We start from the raw sequence: 20,167 nt of genomic DNA, 5'->3' as shown, positions 1-20,167 counted from the left end.
GATGACCACCGAATCCGTCTTCACCGGCCTGAAGGTCCTCGACGCGTCCTCGTTCATCGCGGCACCGGCCGCGGCCACCGTGCTCTCCGACTTCGGAGCGGACGTCATCAAGATCGAGCCGCCGGGGGCGGGCGACCCCCAGCGGCGGCTGAGTTCCGTGCCGCCCAGTCCGCAGGCGAAGGCGAACTACAGCTGGCACCTCGCCAACCGCAACAAGCGGGGCATCGCGCTGGACCTGAAGTCGCCTTCGGCCGTCGAGGTCCTCAAGCGGCTCGTCGAGTGGGCCGACGTGGTGATCACCAACTTCCCGCACGGCACCCGCGAGAAGCTGCACCTCGGCTACGAGGAGGTGTCCGGCTGGAACCCGCGGGTCGTCTACGCCGACCTCACCGGCTTCGGGGACGCGGGCCCCGACGCCCGGCAGCCGGGCTTCGACCTGACCGCCTTCTGGTCCCGCAGCGGCCTGCTGGCCTCCACCCGTGACGCGGGCGCCCCGCCGACCGTCCCGGTCTGGGGCAGCGGCGACTACACGACGGCGATCGCCATCTACGCGGCGATCACGACCGCCCTCTACCGCCGCGAGCGAACGGGACAAGGGGCCAACGTCGGGACGTCACTGCTCGCCACCGGCGTCTGGGCCACCGGAACCCTCGTGGCCGGCGCCCTCGCCGACGGCACACCCTTCGAGCTGCACGACCGGAAGGCACCGGCGAACCCGCTGAACAACCCCTACCGGACCGCGGACGGCGAGTGGCTCATGCTGGTCGCCTCACCCGCGCGCTGGCAGGGACTGGCACGCGCCGTCGGACACCCCGAACTGCTGGAGGACCCCCGCTTCGCCGACCTGGAGGGTCTGGTCCGGCACGCCTCCGCGCTGGCCGAGCTGCTCGACACCGCGTTCCGCTCGCGGCCCTTCGCCCACTGGAAGGACGCGCTGGACCGGGAACGCATCACCTACAGCCTCATCCAGACGCCGGAAGAGGCCGCGCGGGACCCGCAGCTGCGCGTGAACGACATCGTGGTCCCGCTGGAGGGGGTCAGCGGGCTGGCGGAGACCGTCAGCAGCCCGGTCAACCTCCGAGGGGTGCCGAAGGTGCCGGCGAGACGGGCGCCCGACCTGGGCGAGCACAACGACGAGATCCTCGCCGAGCTGGGCTTCGGCCCCGCCGAGATCACCGAACTGCGTGCCCGGGGAGTGGTCTCCGGAGCGACGGAGACGGAACCGGAGTAGCCGGGTGAGCACGGCGGCCTCGTCGGAGGAGTCCGCGGGCCGGGACGTCCGTCCCCCTTCGTCGCGGCCTTCGTCGCGGCCTTCACCTCGGCCTTCGTTGCGGCCTTCACCTCGGCCTTCGCCTCGACTTCGCCTTGAAGTCACCTGGACGAAGGGGTCCGGCCGGTCGGCGTTCGCCGGATGGGACAGGGGGCGTTGGTAGCGTCGGCGTACCCCGTGCCGTCCGACCGAGAGAGACCTGATGCCCCCGACGATCCGCAGGGCCGTGATCCCCGCCGCCGGACTCGGCTCCCGTCTGCTGCCGCTGACGAAGGCCACGCCGAAGGAGATGCTCCCGGTCGGCGACAAACCGGTGATCGAGCACACCGTGCGGGAGCTGGTGGACTCCGGCATCACCGACATCACCATCGTCGTCTCGGGCGGCAAGAGCCTGATCCAGGACCACTTCCGGCCCAACCCCGGGCTCGTGGAACAGCTGCGCGCCGACGGGAAGACCGCCTACGCGGACGCCGTCGAGGAGGTCGCCGAACTGGCCCGCCGCGGCCACATCACCTACCTCGACCAGTACGGCCCCTACGGCAACGGCACGCCCGTGCTGAACGCCGCCCGTTCCTTCGGCGACGAGCCGGTCCTGGTGCTCTGGCCGGACGACGTGTTCGTCGCCGACGTCCCCCGCTCCCAGCAGCTGATCCGCGCCTACGAGCAGACCGGCTGCCCGGTGCTGGCCCTGCTGCCGATGGACCCCGCCGACTCCCAGCGCTACGGCGTGCCCATAGTCAAGGAGGACCTCGGCGACGGCCAGCTGCGCATCACCGGCCTGGTGGAGAAGCCCGCGCCGGCCGACGCCCCGTCCCCGTACGCGGCGATCGGCGGTTACGTCATCACCCCCGGCATCGTCGACGAACTGCGTGAACAGACCCGCCGCTGGTACGAGCACCGCACCGGCGAGGTCTACCTGACCGACGCCATCAACGCCTACGCCGCCAGCCGGGCCGTCTACGGGCAGGTCATCCAGGGCCGCTGGTACGACACCGGCAACCCGGCCGACTACCTAGTCGCCCAGATGGCCTTCGCCCTCTCCCACCCCGAGTACGGGCCCGTCCTGCGCGGCCTGGTCCGCGGGCTCGACGAGGAGCTGGAGGGCGCGCCGGATACGGTATGATCGTTTCAGAGCTGGTCGCCGCAAATCCCGGTGGCTGGTGCTGCGTTGGTGGTCCAAGGAAAGACGCCCCGCTTCCTGCGGGGAAATGCAGGTGCAAGGCCTGCCCGGCGCTCCATCCGGTGCCCGTCCGCATGATTGCGGACGGGCACCGCGGCGTTTACCCCGGCCTTTTGACTCCTCGCGATCCTCGGCCACCCTTTCGGGCTAATCATCCCGCTTCAACCCGCTTTGGCCGCCTGTATCCAGGATTCGGCTGATATGAAACCTCCTGGCAAGAAGGAAACGTCGGGGGCGGGTATGACAACAGCACAGGTCGGTGTGGTGATCGTCGGCGCTGGACCGGCAGGGCTCGTGCTGGGGAACCTGCTCCTGGACCGCGGTGTCGACTGCGTGATCCTGGAACGGCGCGCCCGGGAAGCGGTGGAGGGCCGGGCCAGGGCCGGTTTCCTCGCCCCCCACTCGGTACGGATCCTGACGGAGAACGGCCTGGCGGCCGGCCTGCTCGCCCGCGGGCAGACTCACACGACCTGCCTGTTCCGCAGTGACCGGGGCGAATTCACCCTGGACTACGGAAAGTTGGGCCTCGGCGAGCCGCACACCGTCTACCCCCAGCAGGAACTCGTACGGGACCTGATCGCCGAGTACCTGCGGCGCGGCGGGGAGATCCGGTTCGGCGCCGAGGCCGAGGAGGTCACCGACGGCCGGGTACGGGTGCGCGGCGGCACCGACGTCACCGGGCGGTACGTCGCCGGATGCGACGGACACCGGGGGATCGGCCGCACCGCGATGACGGCCCATGGCACCCGGACCGCCCGCTGGGACCACGGCGTCTCCTGGCTGGCCGTCCTCGTCGCGGCCCCGCCTAGTCTGTCGGCCGTCGGATACGCCCTGCACGCGCGGGGGTTCGCCGGCCACATGGCCCGCACCGCCTCCGTCACCCGGTACTACCTGCAGTGCCCGCGCGGCACCGACCCCGCCGAGTGGAGCGAGGACCGGATCTGGACGGAGCTGGCGACCCGGATGCGGACGGCCGAGTTCGGGCCGCTGCGCGAGGGCGCCGTCCTGGAGAAGACGCTCGTCGACCTGCGCTCCGACGTACTGGAGTCCCCGGGCACCGGACGGCTGTGGCTGGCCGGTGACTCCGCCGGGCTCATCAGCCCGTCCGCGGCCAAGGGCGCCAACCTCGCGATCCTGCAAGCCGAGTTGCTCGCCCGCGCCCTTGCGCGAGCTGTGGCACACGGCGACGAGGCCGGCCTCGCCCGGTACGCGGGCGACTGCCTGCCCCGCGTCTGGCACGCCCACGAGTTCTCGCAGTGGATGAGCACCCTGCTGCACGGCCCCGACGGCGACGACGCCACGGCCCGCTACGGGCGGGCGCTGCAGCACGCCCGACTGGAGAGCCTCCGCACCTCCCGCTCCCACCAGGACTTCTTCGCCGAGAACTACACCGGCATCTGATCCCCGGGACCCACAACGCCCGGTTCTCCCCACCCCACGATCAACGGGAACCCTTCATGAACCTCTCCGTCGTTCAAGCATGTCTGACGGAAACCGACCTGGAACGGATCCGGCACGCGGCCGGTCACGTCCGCGACCACGACACCGACCGGGTCCTCGCCGACCTGCTGCCCGATCTGACGGCCGAGGAGCGGGCCGACGTCGCCCGCCATCTCGTCTACGACCACACCGCCGTGCTGGTCTTCCCCGCCTCCCTCGACACGCTCCCCGACGAACTGCGGCGCGCCGGGCTGGAACCGGGACCCCTCACACCGAGCGTGGTGGTACGCGGACGGCTGGCCCGGCGCTATGGCTCGGCGGTCGCCGACAGCCCGGTCGCCATCGTGCACGTGCCCGTCGCCGGGCGGACCGTGGAGATCTTCGCGCTGCCCGTGCCGCCCGGCTCCCCACTGGAGACGGTCGCCGCCGACGAACGCGCCGCCGGCCACGAGTCCCACCACGCGTTCGCCGTGACCGCACCGGGACGGGTGATCCCGGCCGGACTGCGCACCCTGCTGACCGAACGCGCGGGCGCGGTCCCGGACGGCGGCGGCTACAACAAACACGAGAACGTCACCGTCCTCTACTTCCGCACCGCCCACCACCGCCGCTTCGAACTGCGCCTCCCCGGCCGCCACGACCCCGTGCCGGACGCGACCCTCTCCCTGCTCGGCGTGATGACCGGCGCCTGGGCCACCCAGGCCGTCCGCACCATGGCCGAACTCCGCATCGCCGACCACCTCGCCGCCCGGCCGGGCCTGGACGCCGACACCCTCGCGGACCACACCGGCACAGACCCCGACGCGCTGCGCCGGCTCCTGCGCTACCTGGCCACCCTGGGCCTGCTGACCGCCTCGGCCGACGGCACCTACCACCTCACCGCCCTCGGCGAGCCCCTGCACACCGGCACCGGGTTCTCCCTGCACCCGCTCGCGCTGCTGTACGGCGGCCCTTTCTACGACTCCTTCGCCGGCCTGACGTACGCCGTACGCACCGGGCAGGAAGCTTTCGCCCACCGCTACGGACAGCACCACTTCCCCTACTTCGCCGAGCACCCCGAACTCGGCGACCTCTTCCACCGGGCGATGGCCGCGAGCGCGGAGATGTTCACGCCGGTCCCCGACCTGGTCGACTTCTCCGGCGTACGGCGGGTGGTGGACGTCGGCGGCGGCAACGGCGCGCTGCTCGGCCGGGTGCTGCGCGCCCACGGCCATGTCGAGGGCGTCCTCCTGGAGCGACCGGAAGCCCTGGAGGCGGCCCGGACCGAACTGGCCGACCTGACCGGCCGCTGCACCTTCGCCGCCGGGGACTTCACGCAGTCCGTACCCGAGGGCGGCGACGTCTACCTCCTGTCCCGCGTCCTGCACGACTGGGACGACGAACGCTGCCGCACCATCCTCACCCGGTGCGCCCAGGCCATGCGCCCGGGCGCCGAACTCCTCCTGGTGGAACGCCTGTTGCCCACCAGCACCGCGGCGGCCTGGGACCTCCACATGCTGTGCAACGTGGGCGGCCGGGAACGGGAGGAGTCCCACTACCGGCAACTGCTGGAGGAGACGGGCTTCCAACCGGTGGCCTGCCACGAACTCCCGTTGGGCGCCTCACTGTTGCACGCCGTGCGGATCAGCGCCCCGTAAGGGGCGCGGGGAACTGCGCGACCAGCCGCAACGGCGCCGCACCCGACCACGCACTGCCCCCTACGGCGCCTAACCGGCCTGCCCCATCCCCGCCGCGTTGGGCCAGCTCTGCGCGTTCGGCCACCCCGTGGCCGGCGCCGGGGCCAGCTCGGGCGCCGGAGGCGCCGGCGCCGTCATCCCCCGTACCTGCGCGGCGGTCAGCCCACCCCGCGCAGGAACCCCGGTCGGGGTGGGCCCGGCCGGAGCGGACGGCGGCATGGACATCGGTGCCTGCATGGGCATCTGCATCGGGGCCTGCATGGCCGGCTGCATGGGCGGCTGCATCTGGGCCACCATCGGCTGAGGCTGCTGCAGGACGGGCGCTGCCGCCGGCATCGGCATCCCGGCCGGCGGACCGGCGACGGGGAGCGGCATGCCGACACCGGCGGCGGGAGCGGCGGCGAGACCCGGTCCCATCGCGGGCGCCGCGGCCAGACCCGGTCCCATGGCCGGCGCCGCGGCCAGACCCGGCCCCATGGCCGGTGCCGCGGCCAGACCCGGGACGGGCCCCATGCCGACGGCCTGGGCGAGTTGCATGCCCGCTCCGTTGGTCTCGCTCACCAGCCGGTCCACCGCCGCCGTACCCGAGCTGTAGCTGGTCCCATTGCCCAGCTCGGGCACGGCGGCTCCCCTCCTGGACCCGTAGAGCACCTGCTCCATGGCGGACACCAGGCGACGCACGTCCACCTCGGGGCGCACCACGAGCCTCAGGAAGCGGCTGGACGAACCGATCTTGTTCCCGCACTCGCGGACCAGGATGCGGTGCTCGGTGAGCATCCGGTCCCGGACCACCGTGCCTTCGGCACCGACGGGAAGTCGTACGAAGAGAAAGTTGCCCTGCGAGGGGTAGACGGTCAGACCCGGCAGGACGGAGAGCTGGCTGGCCATCTCCAGCCGGTCCTTGCGGACCTGGAGCAGGCTCTGCGCGTACTCGGCGCCGTGCTCCTTGAGCATGAAGACGACGTACTCGGCGAACGCGTTGAGGTTCCACTTCGGCAGCATCGAGCGGACCTTGCCGGCCAGCGAGGGGTTGGCGACCATGTAGCCGAACCGTATGCCGTGCAGACCGAAGTTCTTGCCGAGGCTGCGCAGCACGATGACGTTCGGCCGGAGCATCGCCTCCTGGACGACGCTGGGCTCGGCCTCGGCGTCGGCGAACTCCAGGAACGACTCGTCGATGACGATCAGGTCCAGGTCGGCCATGGCGTCCATGAACTGCACCAGGGCCTGCTTGTGGAGGAAGCCGCCGTCGGGGTTGTTGGGGTTGCAGATGACGGCGACCCTGGTGCCCCGCTTGCGGATGAACTCGGCGTACTGCGCGAGGTCCAGGGCGAAGCCGTTGGACTCCTGGAGCGGGAACATGTCGACGCGCTTGCCGGTCTCCATCGGCTGGTCGGTCCAGCGGCCGAAGGTGGGGACGGGGATGGCGAGGGACTCGCGGACCAGCAGGTGGTCGATCCAGGTGATCAGCTCGGTGGAGCCGTTGCCCATGGCGACGGCCTGCGGCGGGAGCTGGAGGAGCTGGCAGAGCTCGGCGGTGATGGTGTCGGCGCTGCTCGGATAGAACGTGATGATGTCCTTCAGTCTGGACGCCATCGTTTCCATCATCGCCGGGGTGGGGAAGTACGGATTGCAGGGAATGCAGAAGTCGACGGGACCGGCCCCCTCGCCCCCCTCGCGGGTCAGCGCCGCCATCGACGGGCTGTGCGCGCCGCTGCGGAACAACGAGGTGACGTTGCCTGCCATTGAACCTCCGTATGAGGCGGGCCCGGTGGGGACGACCGGGCCCGTCGTCTTGGGTGGCCCGCGCGGGGGAGCACGGGCCGCCCTTGAGTACGGAGGCGGGTGTTGCGCTGTTCAAGCGGTGTGAAAAAAGTGTGAGTGTACGTTTCCTCTCGGCACCGGGCTGTGCGGCGCCCCGTCAGGGGCGCGGAGCTGTGCCGATATGCGGCTCCGCCGCGTGGGCGCGACCGGCCCCTTGCCGGCCGCGCCCACGCCGACTCACCTCAGGCCCCGAACGAATGAACCGTCCGTGTCCGGTAGACCTGCCCCGGCCGCAGCACCGTCGACGGGAAGTCCGCGTGGTTCGGCGAGTCGGGGAAGTGCTGCGTCTCCAGGCACAGTCCGTCGCCCTGCCGGTAGGTGTGGCCGGAGGTGCCGATGAGGGTGCCGTCGAGGAAGTTGCCCGAGTAGAACTGCAGGCCCGGCTGGTCCGTGGCGATCTTCAGGGTACGGCCGGAGCGCGGGTCGCGCAGGGTGGCGATGTGCTCCGGCTCGGCCGTGACGCCCTTGTCGAGGACCCAGTTGTGGTCGAAGCCCTTGGCCTGCACCTGCTGGGGGTGACCCGCGCGGATGTCCCGGCCGACCGGCTTGCCCTTGCGGAAGTCGAAGGGGGTGCCGGAGACCGTGGCCCGTTCGCCCGTCGGGATCAGACCCGAGTCGGTGGGCGTGTAGCGGCCGGCGGCGATCGTCAGCTCGTGGTCCTCGATCGTGCCCGTGCCCTCACCGGCGAGGTTCCAGTAGGTGTGGTTGGTGAGGTTGACCACGGTCGGCTTGTCGGTGGTGGCCTCGTAGTCGATGATCCAGTCGCCGTGCCGGTCGAGGGTGAACGTGACCTTCGTCCTGAGGGTGCCCGGGTAGCCCATCTCGCCGTCGACGCTCGTGTAGTGCAGGCGCAGCCCGACGTCGGAGCCCGAGGTGAAGCCCTCGATGTCCCAGACCTTCGTGTTGAAGCCCTTGGCGCCGCCGTGCAGGCTGTTGACGCCGTCGTTGACGGAGAGCTGGTAGCTCTTGCCGTCGAGGGTGAACCGGCCCTTGGCGATCCGGTTCCCGTACCGGCCGATGGTCGCGCCGAAGAAGGTGGTTCCGGCTACGTACGCGGCCAGGTTGTCGTAACCGAGCGACACGTTGGCGTACCTGCCGTGCCGGTCCGGGATCTCCAGGGACTGGATGATGCCGCCGTAGGAGAGGACCTTGAGGCGGGTGCCGCCGTTCTCCAGGGACCAGCGGTGGACCTTCGTCCCGTCGGCGAGGGTACCGAAGAGCTCCTTCACCGGCTTCCTGCGTCCCGAGGAGGCCTCGGCGGTTCCCGTGCCGAGGGTGGTGGCGGCTATCCCCGCCGCCGCGGCTCCCGCGATGACCGTGCGTCTGTTCAGTTCCATCTAGCGGCTCCTTGAAAAGAGAGTTGAAAGGCGCCCGCTGGATCCCGCGCCCCGTAGGGGCGCGGGGGTGTGTCGAACGTGCGGCTGCCGCCGCGTGGGCGCGACCAGCCCCCACCGGCCCGCAGTTTTCATTCGGCCTTCCAGCGGAGCGCCTGCGCTGACTACGAACCGGACTTGCGCTTGTTCCACACGTCGAATCCGACCGCCGCGAGGAGGGCGAGGCCCTTGATGACCTGCTGCCAGTCGGTGCCGACGCTGAGGAGGTTCATGCCGTTGTTCAGCACGCCGAGGACGAGACCGCCGATGATGGCACCGAGGATGGTGCCGACACCGCCGCTCATGGAGGCGCCGCCGATGAACGAGGAGGCGATCGCCTCCAGTTCGAAGCCGTCGCCCGCCTTCGGCGAGGCCGCGTTCAGCCGGGCGGCGACCACCAGACCGGCCAGGGCCGCGAGCACGCCCATGTTCAGGAAGACGTAGAAGGAGACCTTCTTGTCCTTGACGCCGGACAGCTTGGCCGCCGGCAGGTTGCCGCCGATCGCGTAGATGTGCCGGCCGAAGACCGCGTTGCGCATCACGTAGCCGTAGCCGACGACCAGCGCGCCCAGGACGATCAGGATGATCGGGGCGCCCTTGTAGCTGGCGAGCAGCAGGGTGAGGGCGAGGATGGCGGCGATCAGCGCGGTCAGCTTGAGCAGGAACAGCCGGGTGGGCGGCACGTCCAGGGCGAACTCCTGCTGGCGGCGCCGGTCCCGGAACTCCTGCCAGACCACGGCGGCGATCAGCACGACACCCAGCAGCAGCGTGATGTTGTGGTAGTTGGTGTGCGGGCCCACCTCGGGGAGGAAGCCGTTGCCCAGCTTCTGCAGGCCGTTCGGGAACGGGCCGATCGTCTGGCCCTGGAGCAGGATCTCCGTGAGACCGCGGAAGAGCAGCATCCCGGCGAGGGTGACGATGAACGACGGTATGCCCAAGTAGGCGATCAGCACGCCTTGCAGCGCGCCGGCCACGGCACCCATCGTCAGGCACAGGAGCAACGCGACCGGCCAGGGCACTCCGTGATTGACCGTCAGCACGGCCGCGAAGGCGCCCACGAACGCCGTCAGCGAGCCGACCGACAGGTCGATGTGGCCGGCGATGATCACCATCATCATGCCGATGGCGAGGATCAGGATGTAGCTGTTCTGCAGGACCAGGTTGGAGACGTTGCGCGGCAGCAGCAGGTCCCCGTCGGTCCACACCGCGAACAGGGCGACGATCAGACCGAGTGCGATCAGCATGCCGTACTGGCGCATGTTGCGGCGCAGTCCGTCGAGCACCAGCCGGATCAGGCCGGTGCCGTCTGCCGATCCGCTCCTGCCCGGCGGCGCGGGCGCCGGGCTCTTGGCGGTGACATCCGTGCTCATCGCGTTACCTCTTTGTCCTTCGTCATATGGCGCATCAGCACTTCCTGCGTGGCCTCGGCCCGGGGCACCTCACCGGTCAGCCGGCCGGCGGCCATGGTGTAGATGCGGTCGCACATGCCGAGCAGCTCGGGCAGCTCGGAGGAGATGAAGACGACCGCCTTGCCCTGGGCGGCGAGCTGGTCGATGACCGTGTAGATCTCGTACTTGGCGCCGACGTCGATCCCGCGGGTCGGCTCGTCCAGGATCAGCACGTCCGGGCCCGCGAAGATCCACTTGCTGAGGACGACCTTCTGCTGGTTGCCGCCCGACAGCTTGCCCACCGGCTCGAAGACGGTCGGAGCCTTGATGTTCATGGACGTGCGGTAGCCCTCGGAGACCTGCCGCTCCTCGTGCTCGTCCACGATCCCGCGCTTGGCGACCTTGTTCAGCGCGGTCAGTGAGATGTTGCGGTTGATGGTGTCGATGAGGTTGAGGCCGTAGTGCTTGCGGTCCTCGGTGACATAGGCGATGCCGTGGCCGACCGCCTCGGCGACCGACTTGGTACGGATCTCGGTGCCGTCCTTGAGGACCGAGCCGCCCGCGTACCGGCCGTAGGACCGCCCGAAGACGCTCATCGCGAGTTCGGTCCGGCCCGCGCCCATCAGGCCCGCGATACCGACGATCTCGCCGCGCCGGACATGGATCGACACGTCGTCGACGACCTTGCGCTCCTGGTCGATCGGGTGCCGCACCGTCCAGTCGCGGATCTCCAGAGCCGGGGCCGCGTCCTCCTCGCCGTCGTACGCGGTCCGTTCGGGAAAGCGGTGGTCCAGATCGCGGCCCACCATGCCCGCGATGATCCGCTCCTCGGTCGTCTCCCGCGCCTTCACGTCGAGGGTCTCGATGGAGTGGCCGTCACGGAGGATCGTCACCGAGTCGGCTACCCGGCGGATCTCGTTGAGCTTGTGCGAGATGATGATCGAGGTGATGCCCTGGTTCTTCAGCTCCAGGATGAGGTCGAGGAGTTTGCCGCTGTCCTCGTCGTTCAGAGCCGCGGTCGGCTCGTCGAGGATGAGCAGCTTCACCTTCTTCGACAGCGCCTTCGCGATCTCCACCAGCTGCTGCTTGCCCACGCCGATGTCGGTGACGCGGGTCTCCGGGTGGTCGTCCAGACCCACCCGGCGCAGCAGCTCGGTGGCGTGCCGCAGGGTCTCCCGCCAGTCGATGAACCCGCCCTTGGCGTGTTCGTTGCCGAGGAAGATGTTCTCCGCCAGCGAGAGGTACGGCGACAGCGCCAGCTCCTGGTGGATGATCACGATGCCGCGCTGCTCGCTCGCCCGGATGTCACCGAACCTGCACAGCTCGCCCTCGAAGAGGATGTCGCCCGCGTAACTGCCGTGCGGGTGGACGCCGGAGAGGACCTTCATCAGGGTCGACTTGCCGGCGCCGTTCTCCCCGCAGATGGCGTGGACCTCGCCCTGACGGACGGTCAGGGTGACGTCCGAGAGCGCCTTGACACCGGGAAAGGTCTTGACGATCGAGCGCATTTCCAGGACGGGTCCCGCCATGGTCTGCCTTCCAGTCAGTGATGGTCGATCAGGGGCCGGCGGATTACTTGAGCTCGGCGTCGGTGTAGTAGCCGCCCTTGACCAGGACGTCCTCGTAGTTGGACTTGTCGACGCTCACCGGCTGGAGCAGGTAGGCGGGGACGACCTTGGACCCGTTGTCGTACGTCTTGGTGTCGTTGACCTGCGGGGTCTTCTTGTTCAGGACGTCGTCGACCATGGTCGCGGCGACCTTGGCGAGCTGCCGGGTGTCCTTGTAGACGGTCTGCGTCTGCTGGCCCGCGATGATCGACTTCACCGAGGCCAGCTCGGCGTCCTGCCCGGTGATGACCGGCAGCGGCTGGCTGCTGGACCCGTAGCCGTCCGACTTCAGCGCGGCGAGGATGCCGATCGAGATGCCGTCGTACGGCGAGAGCACCGCGTCGACCTTGGCGGACTTGTAGGAGGAGGTGAGGATGTCCTCCATACGCGCCTGCGCGGTCGCGCCGTCCCAGCGCAGGGTGGTGACCTTGTTCAGCGCGGTCTGGCCGGACTTGACCACCAGCTCCTTCTTGTCGATGTACGGCTGGAGCACGCTCATCGCGCCGTTGAAGAAGTACTTGGTGTTGTTGTCGTCGTTCGAGCCGGCGAACAGCTCGATGTTGAACGGACCCTTCTTGCCGCTGTCCAGACCCAGCTTGTGCACGATGTACGTGCCCTGCTCGACACCGACCTTCTCGTTGTCGAAGGACGCGTAGTAGTCGACGTTCTTGGTGCCGAGGATGAGGCGGTCGTAAGCGATGACCGGGATGTTGGCGTCCGCGGCCTCCTGGAGCACGTTGTTCAGGGACTTGTTGTCGATGGCCGCGATGATCAGGCCCTTGACGCCCTGGGTGATCAGGTTCTCGATCTGCGAGACCTGGGTCTCCGGGTCGTCCTCGCCGTAGACCAGCTGGGTCTTGTAGCCCTTGGACTTCAGGTTCTTGACGACGTTGTTGCCGTCGGCGATCCAGCGCTCGGAGGACTTGGTCGGCATCGCGATGCCGATCGTGCCGCCCTTGGCGCTGCCGCCGCCCTCCTTGCTGCCGCCTTCACCGCTCTGCCCACAGGCGGACAGGGTCAGGGCGAGGGAGGCGGCCCCGGCTATGAGGGTGACGGCGCTTCTACGAGTACGCATGTGATCGGTCCCTGTTCTTCTCGTCGTTGAGAGGTACTTGCGAGGTCTGTTGAGCGCCCCGAGGGGCGCGGGGCTGTACTGGACTGCGGCTCCGCCGTGTGGGCGCGACCGGCCGCACACGACCCGCAGTGGCAGGCGGCCCGCAGTCCCCATCCGTCATCCGGCGGAAGCTTCGACGGGGAATCGGTTCAGACGTCCCGGCAACCGGGACCCCAGCGGCGCCATCTCCCCGTCCGCCCCGTGCCGCGCCAGCAGGTCCAACGCGAGCCGACCCCGCCGCACCCGCTCCCGCGCGGTGTCCAGGGTCACGTCCCGCAGATGGGTGCCCCACGGGTAGATGCCGGGCGCCTTGGACAGGCCGAACTTCAGGTAGATCGGTGCGCCGCGCCGGATCAGCTCGGCGACCTCGTACATCCGGACGTAGCCGCCGAGGTCGTCGGGGGCCTCGATGTACATGTCCATGGGGGCGCCGGACACCCGGCGGATCTCGGTGAGGTGATCGAGCGTCAGGTCGCTCGGCACGTTGACGGAGTCGGCGCCGAGGTGCTCGAAGACCGAGTACGACGCCGGGTTGACCGGCCCGACGAGCGCGGACACCTTCAGCGTGGTGTCGGCCGGGATGATCCCCGCCCGCCGGGCCCGGTGCAGCGTCCACAGCACGCCCTCGTCGGCGACGAGCAGGCACTTGACGCCCAACTCCGTCGCCCGCACGGCGTCTTCGACGCATCCGGCGACCGCGTCATGGCCCCGCGCGCGCAGTCCGGCCCCCCGCGAGTCGGAGCGCACGGAGCCGCCGATGTCCCAGGTGCCGCGCGGGCCGGTGAACAGGCAGAGCTCGATGTCACGCGCGTTGGTCGCCTCGACCATCTCGGTGATCTCGGCGTCGGTGAGCATCCACACGCCGCTGCCCTGGCTGATCCGGTGGATCGGCACGTCCAGCCGCGAGGACTCCTTGAGCACGACGGCCAGCGCCTCGGGACCCTCGCAGGAGGGGATCTCGGTGCGCCACTTGCCGCCGCCCGGGAAGCTGTGGGCGGAGGCGTCGGCGGGGTCGAGGGCGGGCGCACCCAGGCCGAGGGCGGCGAGTGCCTGCTCACCGGGTCGGCGGGCCGCCGTAACGGAAGCGTCGGTCGTCACAAGCTGTCCTTCACGTTCGGTATTTCGGACAAGGTTCGCGGCTCGGGGCAGAAAAAGCGGCTTGGTGGTACGCCGGCCACGGCGAGGTCAGGGCACGCCGCGACCGGCGTACGACTAGGGGCGGAGCAGCACCTTGCCCACCTTCGGATCGCCGGCCCCCACCAGCTCGATGGCGTGCGGGAACTCGGTCAGCGGCAGCTCGTGCGTGACCAGCGGCAGCGGATCGAGAAGCCCGGCCCCGAAGACCCGCACGGTGTGCGACCAGGCGTCCGGCGGCGCCCCGAAGACGGTGTGCACCTCCAGCTGCCGTACGACCAGATCGGTCGGGTCCAGACCCTCGGCACCGGCGGCCGGGATACCGGTCAGGACCAGGCGCCCGCCGCGCCGGAGCAGTCCGGCGGCGGTGCGCGCGGCGGACGCGGACCCGGCGGTCTCGACGACGACGTCGAAGTCGTCGGGAAGCTCCTGGTCCCTGGTGCGGAAGTCGGTGGCGCCGAACTGCCGGGAGAGCGCCTCCCGGTCGTTCCGGGTCCCGACCACCAGCAGCTCGCCCGGCGAGATCGCCCGCAGGAACTGCACGGCGAACATGCCGAGCGTCCCGGTGCCGACCACCGCGACCCGCTCACCCGGCCGCGCGTTGCCCTTCAGCGCGGCCGCCGCGATACAGGCGGCCGGTTCGAGGAGGGCGGCGGCGGTCAGGTCCGCGTCGTCCGGCAGGGCGTGCAGCAGCCGGGCCGGGAGCGTGAGCGTGGCGGCCATGGCGCCCGGCTGGGTGAACCCGGTCTCCTCGTACCCGTCCGTGCACAGGGTGGTCTCGCCGGCGTGACACCGGTCGCACACCTGGCAGTTCCGGAAACCCTCGCCGACGACCTTGCGGCCGACGAGCGAGGCGGGGACGCCGGGGCCGATCCTCTCGACCGTCCCCGACCACTCGTGTCCCGGCGTCAGCGGGTACCGGACGTACCCCTCGGGCCGGTTCCCCTGGTACACCTCGCGGTCGCTTCCGCAAATACCGACCGCGTGCACGGCGACCAGAGCCTCGCCCGGACCGGGCTCGCGAGGCGTGTGCTCCTCGACCCGGTGGCTGCCCGGCGCCTCGACGACGACCTGGGTGCTCACTTGGTCCCCTTGGGCTTGCGCTGCTCCCAGCCGTCGGCCCAGAGGTCGAAGCGGGCCTGCTGCTGCGGGAACTCGGCGGCGGCGTCGGTGTCGAACTCCACCCCGAGGCCGGGTGCGTCGGACAGGTGGAAGTACCCGTCGACGACCTCCGGCGCGCCCTTGACCACCTTCTTGATCTCGGCGTCGGCGAAGTCGTTGAAGTGCTCCAGGATCTTGAAGTTCGGGGAGGTGAACCCGACCTGGAGGGAGGCGGCGGTCAGCACGGATCCGCCGACGTTGTGCGGCGCGACCAGTACGTAGTGCGTCTCGGCGGTGGCGGCCAGCTTCCGCGTCTCCCAGATTCCACCGATATGGCCGACGTCCGGCTGGATGATGTCCACGGACTGGCTCTCGAAGAGCTCGCGGAACTCGATGCGGTCGTGGATGCGCTCACCGGTGGCGACCGGGATGTCCACCTTGGCGGCGACCTTCTCCAGCGCCTTCAGGTTCTCCGGCGGGCAGGGCTCCTCCAGCCAGGCCGGCTTGAAGGGCGCCAGCTCGCGCGCGAGCCGTACGGCCGTCGCGGGGGAGAAGCGGCCGTGCATCTCCAGCATCAGCTCGGCCTCCGGCCCGATGGCGTCCCGCACGGCCTCGATCAGCGACACGGAGTACAGCGTCTGCTCGTGGTCGAGTTCGAAGTGCCCGGTCCCGAACGGGTCGATCTTCAGCGCCCGGTACCCGCGCTCGATCACCCCCTGGGCGGCCTTGTGGTACGCCTCCGGCGTTCGCTCGGTCGTGTACCAGCCGTTGGCGTACGCCTTGACCTTGTCGGTGACCTTCCCGCCGAGCAGCTGCCACACCGGCACGCCCAGTGCCTTGCCCTTGATGTCCCAGCAGGCCATCTCCACCACGGCGATGCCGGACATGACGATCTCGCCCGCCCGGCCGTAGTCGCCGTACTTCATCCGGCGTACCAGGTCTTCCACTGCGAACGGGTCGGAACCGAGGATGTGGTTGGCCTCGGCCTCTCGCAGATAGCCGATCAGCGCGTCGGTGTGACCGAGCATCCGGGTCTCGCCGACTCCGGTGATCCCTTCGTCGGTGTGCACCTGGACGTACGTCAGGTTGCGCCACGGCGTCCCGACCACGTGTGTGCTGATTCCGGTGATGCGCACGGCAGTTGCCCCTCAGCTGTTCGAGATTTCGTCACACGTTCGAAATGCTGGCGTGACAGTAAGGATGGGACGGCGGGGGTGTCAATGGGGCGAACAGGTAACGGTTTCGGCAAGGCTTTCGACAGCTTTTTCGGTCCCCCACAGAACCTTCACAGGGCCGGGTGGTTAAGTGACCGGTGGGGAACTTAGTCTTCCCGCGTCATGGACTACTGCCACCCGTGCCGACGGCACCTCAACGGCGCCCTCGCCTGCCCGGGGTGCGGCGCTCCGGTCGAAACGCTACGCGCGTCCGCGCCGGAAGCGACGGCCCCCGACCCGGCCGCGACCGGTCAAACCCCTTACCCGGAGCCGGATTTCCACGGCCACGGCGGCACCGGCACCGACGGCGGCTACGACGGCGAGGGCTACGACGGCGAGGGCTACGACGGCGACGGCTACGACGGTGAGGGCGACGAGCCCCTGCCGGGTGGCCGGGCGGACCGGCGACGGGCGGCGCGCGGGCGTGGCGGCCGCAGCCGGGGGCGAGCCGCCGAGAGCCTCTCCGAGGGCGTCGAGGAGCCGTCCGGGGCCGACGGCAGCCGTCGTGACCGCAAGGCCGCGGCCCATCGCCGGCGGCGCCGCAGGATCCTGCTCGTGAGCGCGGCGTGCGTGCTGGCGGCGGGCGCCCTGAGCCTCACCGAACTCGGCACCGACGCCATACCGTTCACCAGCCCCGGCCCGGCCTCGGCGGGCGCCGACACCGCCGACGGCGGCACGTCGACGTCGTCCCCGGGTACGACGGCCGAGCCCCTGGGCGACACGTCCGGCGCGAGCGGCCCGGCGAGCTCGGCCTCCACCGACCCTTCCGCCTCCCCGTCCCCCTCCGCGTCGAAGGACAAGGCGTCCGGCTCCCCGTCGGCGTCCCCGAAGGGCACCTCGGCGCAGTCGGCGACGACGGGTGCGGGCACCGGCCCGCAGACACCGACGGCGGACCCGACCTCTTCGGCGCCCTCGACGCCGACGGCGGACCCGACGACCTCCGACCCGAGTCCGACTCCGTCCCAGAGCCACTCGTGCACACGGTTCCTGTGGTGGTGCTCCTAAAGGAGCCGCACGTGGAAGAAGCGTCCACCGAAGCGCCCCGCAAGGGGCGCGGGGAACTGCGCGACCAGCCCCCACCGACCCGCAGCCGAAGGTACACCGAAGCAAACCCAGCAAATCCCCGGTCGCCCTGTCACATCCGCAGAACCCGCTCCGTCATAGGTGTGCATCCCGCTGAACCCAACGGAGGAACACACCATGGAAGCCCGTCTGAACCTCTTCGCCAGCCCCACCGCCAACAAGCTGATCAAGGCCTTCAACGGCGCGGGCAGGGCCGCTGAGGGGACGTCGATCCCCGCCGCCACCCTGGAACTGGTCAAGATCCGTGCCAGCCAGATCAACGGCTGCGGCTTCTGCCTCGACATGCACACCAAGGACGCCTCGGCCGCCGGCGAGACCCAGCAGCGCCTCCACATGGTCGGCGCCTGGCGCGAGGCGACCGTGTTCACCGAGGCCGAGCGCGCCGCGCTGGAACTGGCCGAGCAGGGCACCCGGATCGCCGACGCCGCGGGCGGGGTCCCCGACGAGGTGTGGGAGAACGCGGCCAAGCACTACACCGAAGAGGAACTCGTCGCGCTGGTGGCGACGATCGCCCTGATCAACGCCTACAACCGGCTGAACGTCATCTTCCAGCAGCCGGCCGGCGACTACCGTCCCGGCCAGTTCGCGTAACCGTCCGAGGGGGGCTGCCGGCCGACCTCGGCGGCGGCCCCCCTACGCGTCCAGCATCCGCCGCAGCAGATCCCGCAGCGACAGCCGCTCCGCGTCCGACAGCCCCGCCAGCGGCTCGCGCGCGAAGCGCAACCCGTCGCGCAGTTCGCGGGCGACCCGGCTGCCCTCGTCCGTCGCCGCGGCCAGCTTCACCCGGCGGTCGGTCGGGTCGGGCCGCCGCTCCGCGAGTCCCCGTGCCTCCAGCCGGTCCACGATCCCCGTCACGTTCGACGGCTCGCACTTCAGCTTCTGCGCCAGCTTCCGCATCGGCAGCGGCTCCAGCGAGAGCAGGCTGAGCAGCCGCGCCTGCGCCCCGGTGAGCGCGTGCTCGCCCGCCGCCTCCTCGTAGTCCGCGTAGAAACGGGACACGACATCCCCGATCAGCTCGACGACCTCCAGGGTCAGGGCGTCGGGGCGCCGGGTCTTCGCTGGGCTGGACTGTGAGGACGACATGCGCCCAAGAGTACCCCGTTACTTGACATCCTGAAATATTAAGGAGCATGGTTGTTTCAGGTACTGAAGTAATTAGGAAAGGCGCACGTCATGATCAACCGCGAGTGGCACCTGCTGAGCCGTCCCGTCGGCTGGCCGAAGCCCGAGGACTTCGCCCTGGTCGAGGCGGAGGTCCCGGCACCGGGCGAGGGGCAGGTGCTCGTGCGGAACAAGTACCTCTCCGTCGACCCGTACATGCGCGGCCGGATGAGTGCCGCCAAGTCGTATGCCGCCCCCTTCGAGCTCGGCAAGGTCATGCAGGGCGGCGCGGTCGGCGAGGTCGTCGAGTCGAACGCCGAGGGCATCGCGGCCGGCGACCACGTCCTGCACTTCTTCGGCTGGCGCGAGTACGCGGTCCTGGACGCGAAGAACGCCGTCAAGGTCGACGCGGCGGCGGCGCCCCTGTCGACGTACCTCGGCGTCCTCGGCATGACCGGCCTCACCGCCTACGCGGGCCTGCTGCGCACCGCCTCCTTCAAGGAGGGCGACTCGGTCTTCGTCTCCGGCGCGGCCGGCGCGGTCGGCAGCCAGGTCGGCCAGATCGCGAAGCTCAAGGGCGCCTCGCGGGTGATCGGCTCGGCCGGCTCCGACGAGAAGGTCAAGCTGCTGGTCGAGGAGTACGGCTTCGACGCGGCCTTCAACTACAAGAGCGGCCCGGTCGCCGAGCAGCTGCGCGCGGCCGCGCCCGACGGTGTCGACGTCTACTTCGACAACGTCGGCGGCGACCACCTGGAGGCGGCCATCGGCCAGCTGAACCGGGACGGCCGGATCGCGGTCTGCGGCATGATCTCCGTCTACAACAACACCGAGCCCGCCCCCGGCCCGAAGAACCTCGCCCGTCTCATCCAGACCCGCGGCCGGATCGAGGGCTTCCTGGTCGGCGACCACTACGACCTGCAGCCGCAGTTCGTTGCCGAGGTCGGCCCGTGGGTGGCCTCCGGGCAGCTGAAGTACGGCGAGACGGTCGTCGAGGGCATCGAGAACAACGTGGAGGCGTTCCTCGGGGTCCTGCGCGGCGACAACACCGGGAAGATGATCGTCAAGCTGTAGGACTGCCTACTCATTCCGGCATGCGGTAACTTCTTTCCGAAACCGCCGTCGACCGTGGGCGCGAGTCGCGGCGGACCGAGGAGAGAAGAAACCGCATGCCCATTCAGCAGTCCGACGTCCTGTACACCGCCGTCGCCACGGCCGAGAACGGCCGCGACGGCCGGGTCGCCACGGACGACGGCCGGATCGACGTCGTCGTGAACCCGCCGAAGGAGATGGGCGGCAGCGGGGCCGGGACCAACCCGGAGCAGCTGTTCGCCGCCGGGTACAGCGCGTGCTTCCAGGGGGCACTGGGGGTGGTCGCCCGACAGGCCGGGGTCGACGTCTCCGGTTCGACCGTCACCGCGAAGGTGGGGCTCGGGAAGAACGAGGAGGGGTTCGGGATCATCGTCGAGATCTCGGCGGAGATTCCGGGCGTCGACGAGATCGTCGCCCGTGACCTTGTCGAGCAGGCGCACGGAGTGTGCCCGTACTCGAAGGCGACGCGCGGGAACATCAGCGTGACGCTGGCCTGACGTCGTCGTTGCCCTGTGGGGAGGCCGCACCCTTGGACGTGGGGTGCGGTCTCTCGTCTGCCGGGTGGGGAATCAG

17 protein-coding genes are annotated in these 20,167 nt (G+C 70.1%); 8 read left to right on the top strand and 9 right to left on the bottom strand.

Going from position 1 to position 20,167, the window contains the following annotated elements; translation table 11 throughout:
- Window position 1 precedes the first annotated feature (1 nt).
- The 4 genes from ABZ642_RS23140 to ABZ642_RS23125 all read left to right on the top strand — a co-directional run bounded on the left by ABZ642_RS23140 (window position 2) and on the right by ABZ642_RS23125 (window position 5,527).
- On the top strand, window positions 2-1,231 hold the full coding sequence (locus tag ABZ642_RS23140; RefSeq protein ID WP_360487129.1) for a CoA transferase: 1,230 nt from the start codon (window positions 2-4) through the stop codon (window positions 1,229-1,231).
- A gap of 241 nt (window positions 1,232-1,472) precedes the next feature.
- Window positions 1,473-2,393 (top strand): UTP--glucose-1-phosphate uridylyltransferase, encoded by a 921-nt coding sequence (locus ABZ642_RS23135; protein WP_360487126.1) that lies wholly within the window; start codon window positions 1,473-1,475, stop codon window positions 2,391-2,393.
- 297 nt (window positions 2,394-2,690) lie between these two features.
- Complete coding sequence (locus ABZ642_RS23130) at window positions 2,691-3,851, top strand: 4-hydroxybenzoate 3-monooxygenase (protein WP_360487123.1); 1,161 nt, start codon at window positions 2,691-2,693, stop codon at window positions 3,849-3,851.
- 56 nt (window positions 3,852-3,907) lie between these two features.
- Entirely contained in the window at window positions 3,908-5,527 is a 1,620-nt protein-coding gene (locus ABZ642_RS23125; RefSeq protein ID WP_360487120.1) for a methyltransferase, read from the top strand.
- Between the two features lie 69 nt (window positions 5,528-5,596).
- Here the strand turns inward: ABZ642_RS23125 and ABZ642_RS23120 are convergent, their stop codons facing one another.
- The 8 genes from ABZ642_RS23120 to ABZ642_RS23085 all read right to left on the bottom strand — a co-directional run bounded on the left by ABZ642_RS23120 (window position 5,597) and on the right by ABZ642_RS23085 (window position 16,243).
- Entirely contained in the window at window positions 5,597-7,312 is a 1,716-nt protein-coding gene (locus tag ABZ642_RS23120) for an aminotransferase class I/II-fold pyridoxal phosphate-dependent enzyme (RefSeq protein WP_360487117.1), read from the bottom strand.
- A 260-nt stretch (window positions 7,313-7,572) separates the two neighbouring features.
- On the bottom strand, window positions 7,573-8,727 hold the full coding sequence (locus ABZ642_RS23115) for an aldose epimerase family protein (RefSeq protein ID WP_360487114.1): 1,155 nt from the start codon (window positions 8,725-8,727) through the stop codon (window positions 7,573-7,575).
- Between the two features lie 161 nt (window positions 8,728-8,888).
- The gene (gene mmsB / locus ABZ642_RS23110; RefSeq protein ID WP_360487112.1) at window positions 8,889-10,133 is read right to left on the bottom strand and encodes a multiple monosaccharide ABC transporter permease; all 1,245 of its coding nucleotides are present in this window, start codon (window positions 10,131-10,133) and stop codon (window positions 8,889-8,891) included.
- Window positions 10,130-11,680, bottom strand: coding sequence for a multiple monosaccharide ABC transporter ATP-binding protein (gene mmsA / locus ABZ642_RS23105; RefSeq protein ID WP_360487109.1), 1,551 nt, complete (start codon window positions 11,678-11,680; stop codon window positions 10,130-10,132). Before mmsA ends, mmsB begins: the two co-directional genes overlap by 4 nt.
- A 43-nt stretch (window positions 11,681-11,723) precedes the next feature.
- Complete coding sequence (chvE, locus tag ABZ642_RS23100; protein ID WP_360487106.1) at window positions 11,724-12,833, bottom strand: multiple monosaccharide ABC transporter substrate-binding protein; 1,110 nt, start codon at window positions 12,831-12,833, stop codon at window positions 11,724-11,726.
- Between the two features lie 156 nt (window positions 12,834-12,989).
- Window positions 12,990-13,970 (bottom strand): hypothetical protein, encoded by a 981-nt coding sequence (locus tag ABZ642_RS23095; RefSeq protein WP_360487103.1) that lies wholly within the window; start codon window positions 13,968-13,970, stop codon window positions 12,990-12,992.
- Window positions 13,971-14,084: 114 nt separating this feature from the next.
- Window positions 14,085-15,089: an alcohol dehydrogenase catalytic domain-containing protein gene (locus ABZ642_RS23090; RefSeq protein WP_360487100.1), complete on the bottom strand. Its 1,005-nt coding sequence runs from the start codon at window positions 15,087-15,089 to the stop codon at window positions 14,085-14,087.
- Complete coding sequence (locus ABZ642_RS23085; RefSeq protein ID WP_360487097.1) at window positions 15,086-16,243, bottom strand: mandelate racemase/muconate lactonizing enzyme family protein; 1,158 nt, start codon at window positions 16,241-16,243, stop codon at window positions 15,086-15,088. Before ABZ642_RS23085 ends, ABZ642_RS23090 begins: the two co-directional genes overlap by 4 nt.
- A 201-nt stretch (window positions 16,244-16,444) precedes the next feature.
- Here ABZ642_RS23085 and ABZ642_RS23080 point away from each other — a divergent pair, with 201 nt between their 5' ends.
- Together ABZ642_RS23080 and ABZ642_RS23075 are read left to right on the top strand one after the other, a co-directional pair.
- Window positions 16,445-17,326 carry a hypothetical protein gene (locus ABZ642_RS23080; protein WP_360487094.1) on the top strand — a complete coding sequence of 294 codons (882 nt, stop codon included), beginning with the start codon at window positions 16,445-16,447 and terminating at the stop codon, window positions 17,324-17,326.
- Between the two features lie 195 nt (window positions 17,327-17,521).
- The gene (locus tag ABZ642_RS23075) at window positions 17,522-17,995 is read left to right on the top strand and encodes a carboxymuconolactone decarboxylase family protein (RefSeq protein WP_360487091.1); all 474 of its coding nucleotides are present in this window, start codon (window positions 17,522-17,524) and stop codon (window positions 17,993-17,995) included.
- Between the two features lie 42 nt (window positions 17,996-18,037).
- On the opposite strand, the gene ABZ642_RS23070 is transcribed toward ABZ642_RS23075, so the two are convergent.
- Window positions 18,038-18,487 carry a MarR family transcriptional regulator gene (locus ABZ642_RS23070; RefSeq protein ID WP_360487088.1) on the bottom strand — a complete coding sequence of 150 codons (450 nt, stop codon included), beginning with the start codon at window positions 18,485-18,487 and terminating at the stop codon, window positions 18,038-18,040.
- Between the two features lie 90 nt (window positions 18,488-18,577).
- On the opposite strand from ABZ642_RS23070, the gene ABZ642_RS23065 reads away from it, so the two are divergent.
- Window positions 18,578-19,576 carry an NADP-dependent oxidoreductase gene (locus tag ABZ642_RS23065; RefSeq protein WP_360487085.1) on the top strand — a complete coding sequence of 333 codons (999 nt, stop codon included), beginning with the start codon at window positions 18,578-18,580 and terminating at the stop codon, window positions 19,574-19,576.
- 95 nt (window positions 19,577-19,671) lie between these two features.
- The gene (locus tag ABZ642_RS23060; RefSeq protein ID WP_360487083.1) at window positions 19,672-20,091 is read left to right on the top strand and encodes an organic hydroperoxide resistance protein; all 420 of its coding nucleotides are present in this window, start codon (window positions 19,672-19,674) and stop codon (window positions 20,089-20,091) included.
- The last annotated feature ends 76 nt before the right edge of the window (window positions 20,092-20,167 follow it).

This window comes from Streptomyces sp. NPDC007157, from assembly GCF_040634235.1.
Classification (GTDB): Bacteria; Actinomycetota; Actinomycetes; order Streptomycetales; family Streptomycetaceae; genus Streptomyces.
The sequence above is the reverse complement of the archived record's forward strand: the minus strand, read 5'-3'. Positions and strand labels throughout refer to the sequence as shown.

What these genes read in the sequence shown, in the direction of transcription:
- ABZ642_RS23115 (WP_360487114.1), bottom strand. Translation starts at nt 8,727, where the DNA reads ATGGAACTGAACAGACGCACGGTCATCGCGGGAGCCGCGGCGGCGGGG.
- chvE (WP_360487106.1), bottom strand. Translation starts at nt 12,833, where the DNA reads ATGCGTACTCGTAGAAGCGCCGTCACCCTCATAGCCGGGGCCGCCTCC.
- ABZ642_RS23065 (WP_360487085.1), top strand. Translation starts at nt 18,578, where the DNA reads ATGATCAACCGCGAGTGGCACCTGCTGAGCCGTCCCGTCGGCTGGCCG.
- ABZ642_RS23075 (WP_360487091.1), top strand. Translation starts at nt 17,522, where the DNA reads ATGGAAGCCCGTCTGAACCTCTTCGCCAGCCCCACCGCCAACAAGCTG.
- mmsB (WP_360487112.1), bottom strand. Translation starts at nt 10,133, where the DNA reads ATGAGCACGGATGTCACCGCCAAGAGCCCGGCGCCCGCGCCGCCGGGC.
- ABZ642_RS23060 (WP_360487083.1), top strand. Translation starts at nt 19,672, where the DNA reads ATGCCCATTCAGCAGTCCGACGTCCTGTACACCGCCGTCGCCACGGCC.
- ABZ642_RS23080 (WP_360487094.1), top strand. Translation starts at nt 16,445, where the DNA reads ATGGACTACTGCCACCCGTGCCGACGGCACCTCAACGGCGCCCTCGCC.
- mmsA (WP_360487109.1), bottom strand. Translation starts at nt 11,680, where the DNA reads ATGGCGGGACCCGTCCTGGAAATGCGCTCGATCGTCAAGACCTTTCCC.
- ABZ642_RS23140 (WP_360487129.1), top strand. Translation starts at nt 2, where the DNA reads ATGACCACCGAATCCGTCTTCACCGGCCTGAAGGTCCTCGACGCGTCC.
- ABZ642_RS23135 (WP_360487126.1), top strand. Translation starts at nt 1,473, where the DNA reads ATGCCCCCGACGATCCGCAGGGCCGTGATCCCCGCCGCCGGACTCGGC.
- ABZ642_RS23120 (WP_360487117.1), bottom strand. Translation starts at nt 7,312, where the DNA reads ATGGCAGGCAACGTCACCTCGTTGTTCCGCAGCGGCGCGCACAGCCCG.
- ABZ642_RS23130 (WP_360487123.1), top strand. Translation starts at nt 2,691, where the DNA reads ATGACAACAGCACAGGTCGGTGTGGTGATCGTCGGCGCTGGACCGGCA.
- ABZ642_RS23070 (WP_360487088.1), bottom strand. Translation starts at nt 18,487, where the DNA reads ATGTCGTCCTCACAGTCCAGCCCAGCGAAGACCCGGCGCCCCGACGCC.
- ABZ642_RS23125 (WP_360487120.1), top strand. Translation starts at nt 3,908, where the DNA reads ATGAACCTCTCCGTCGTTCAAGCATGTCTGACGGAAACCGACCTGGAA.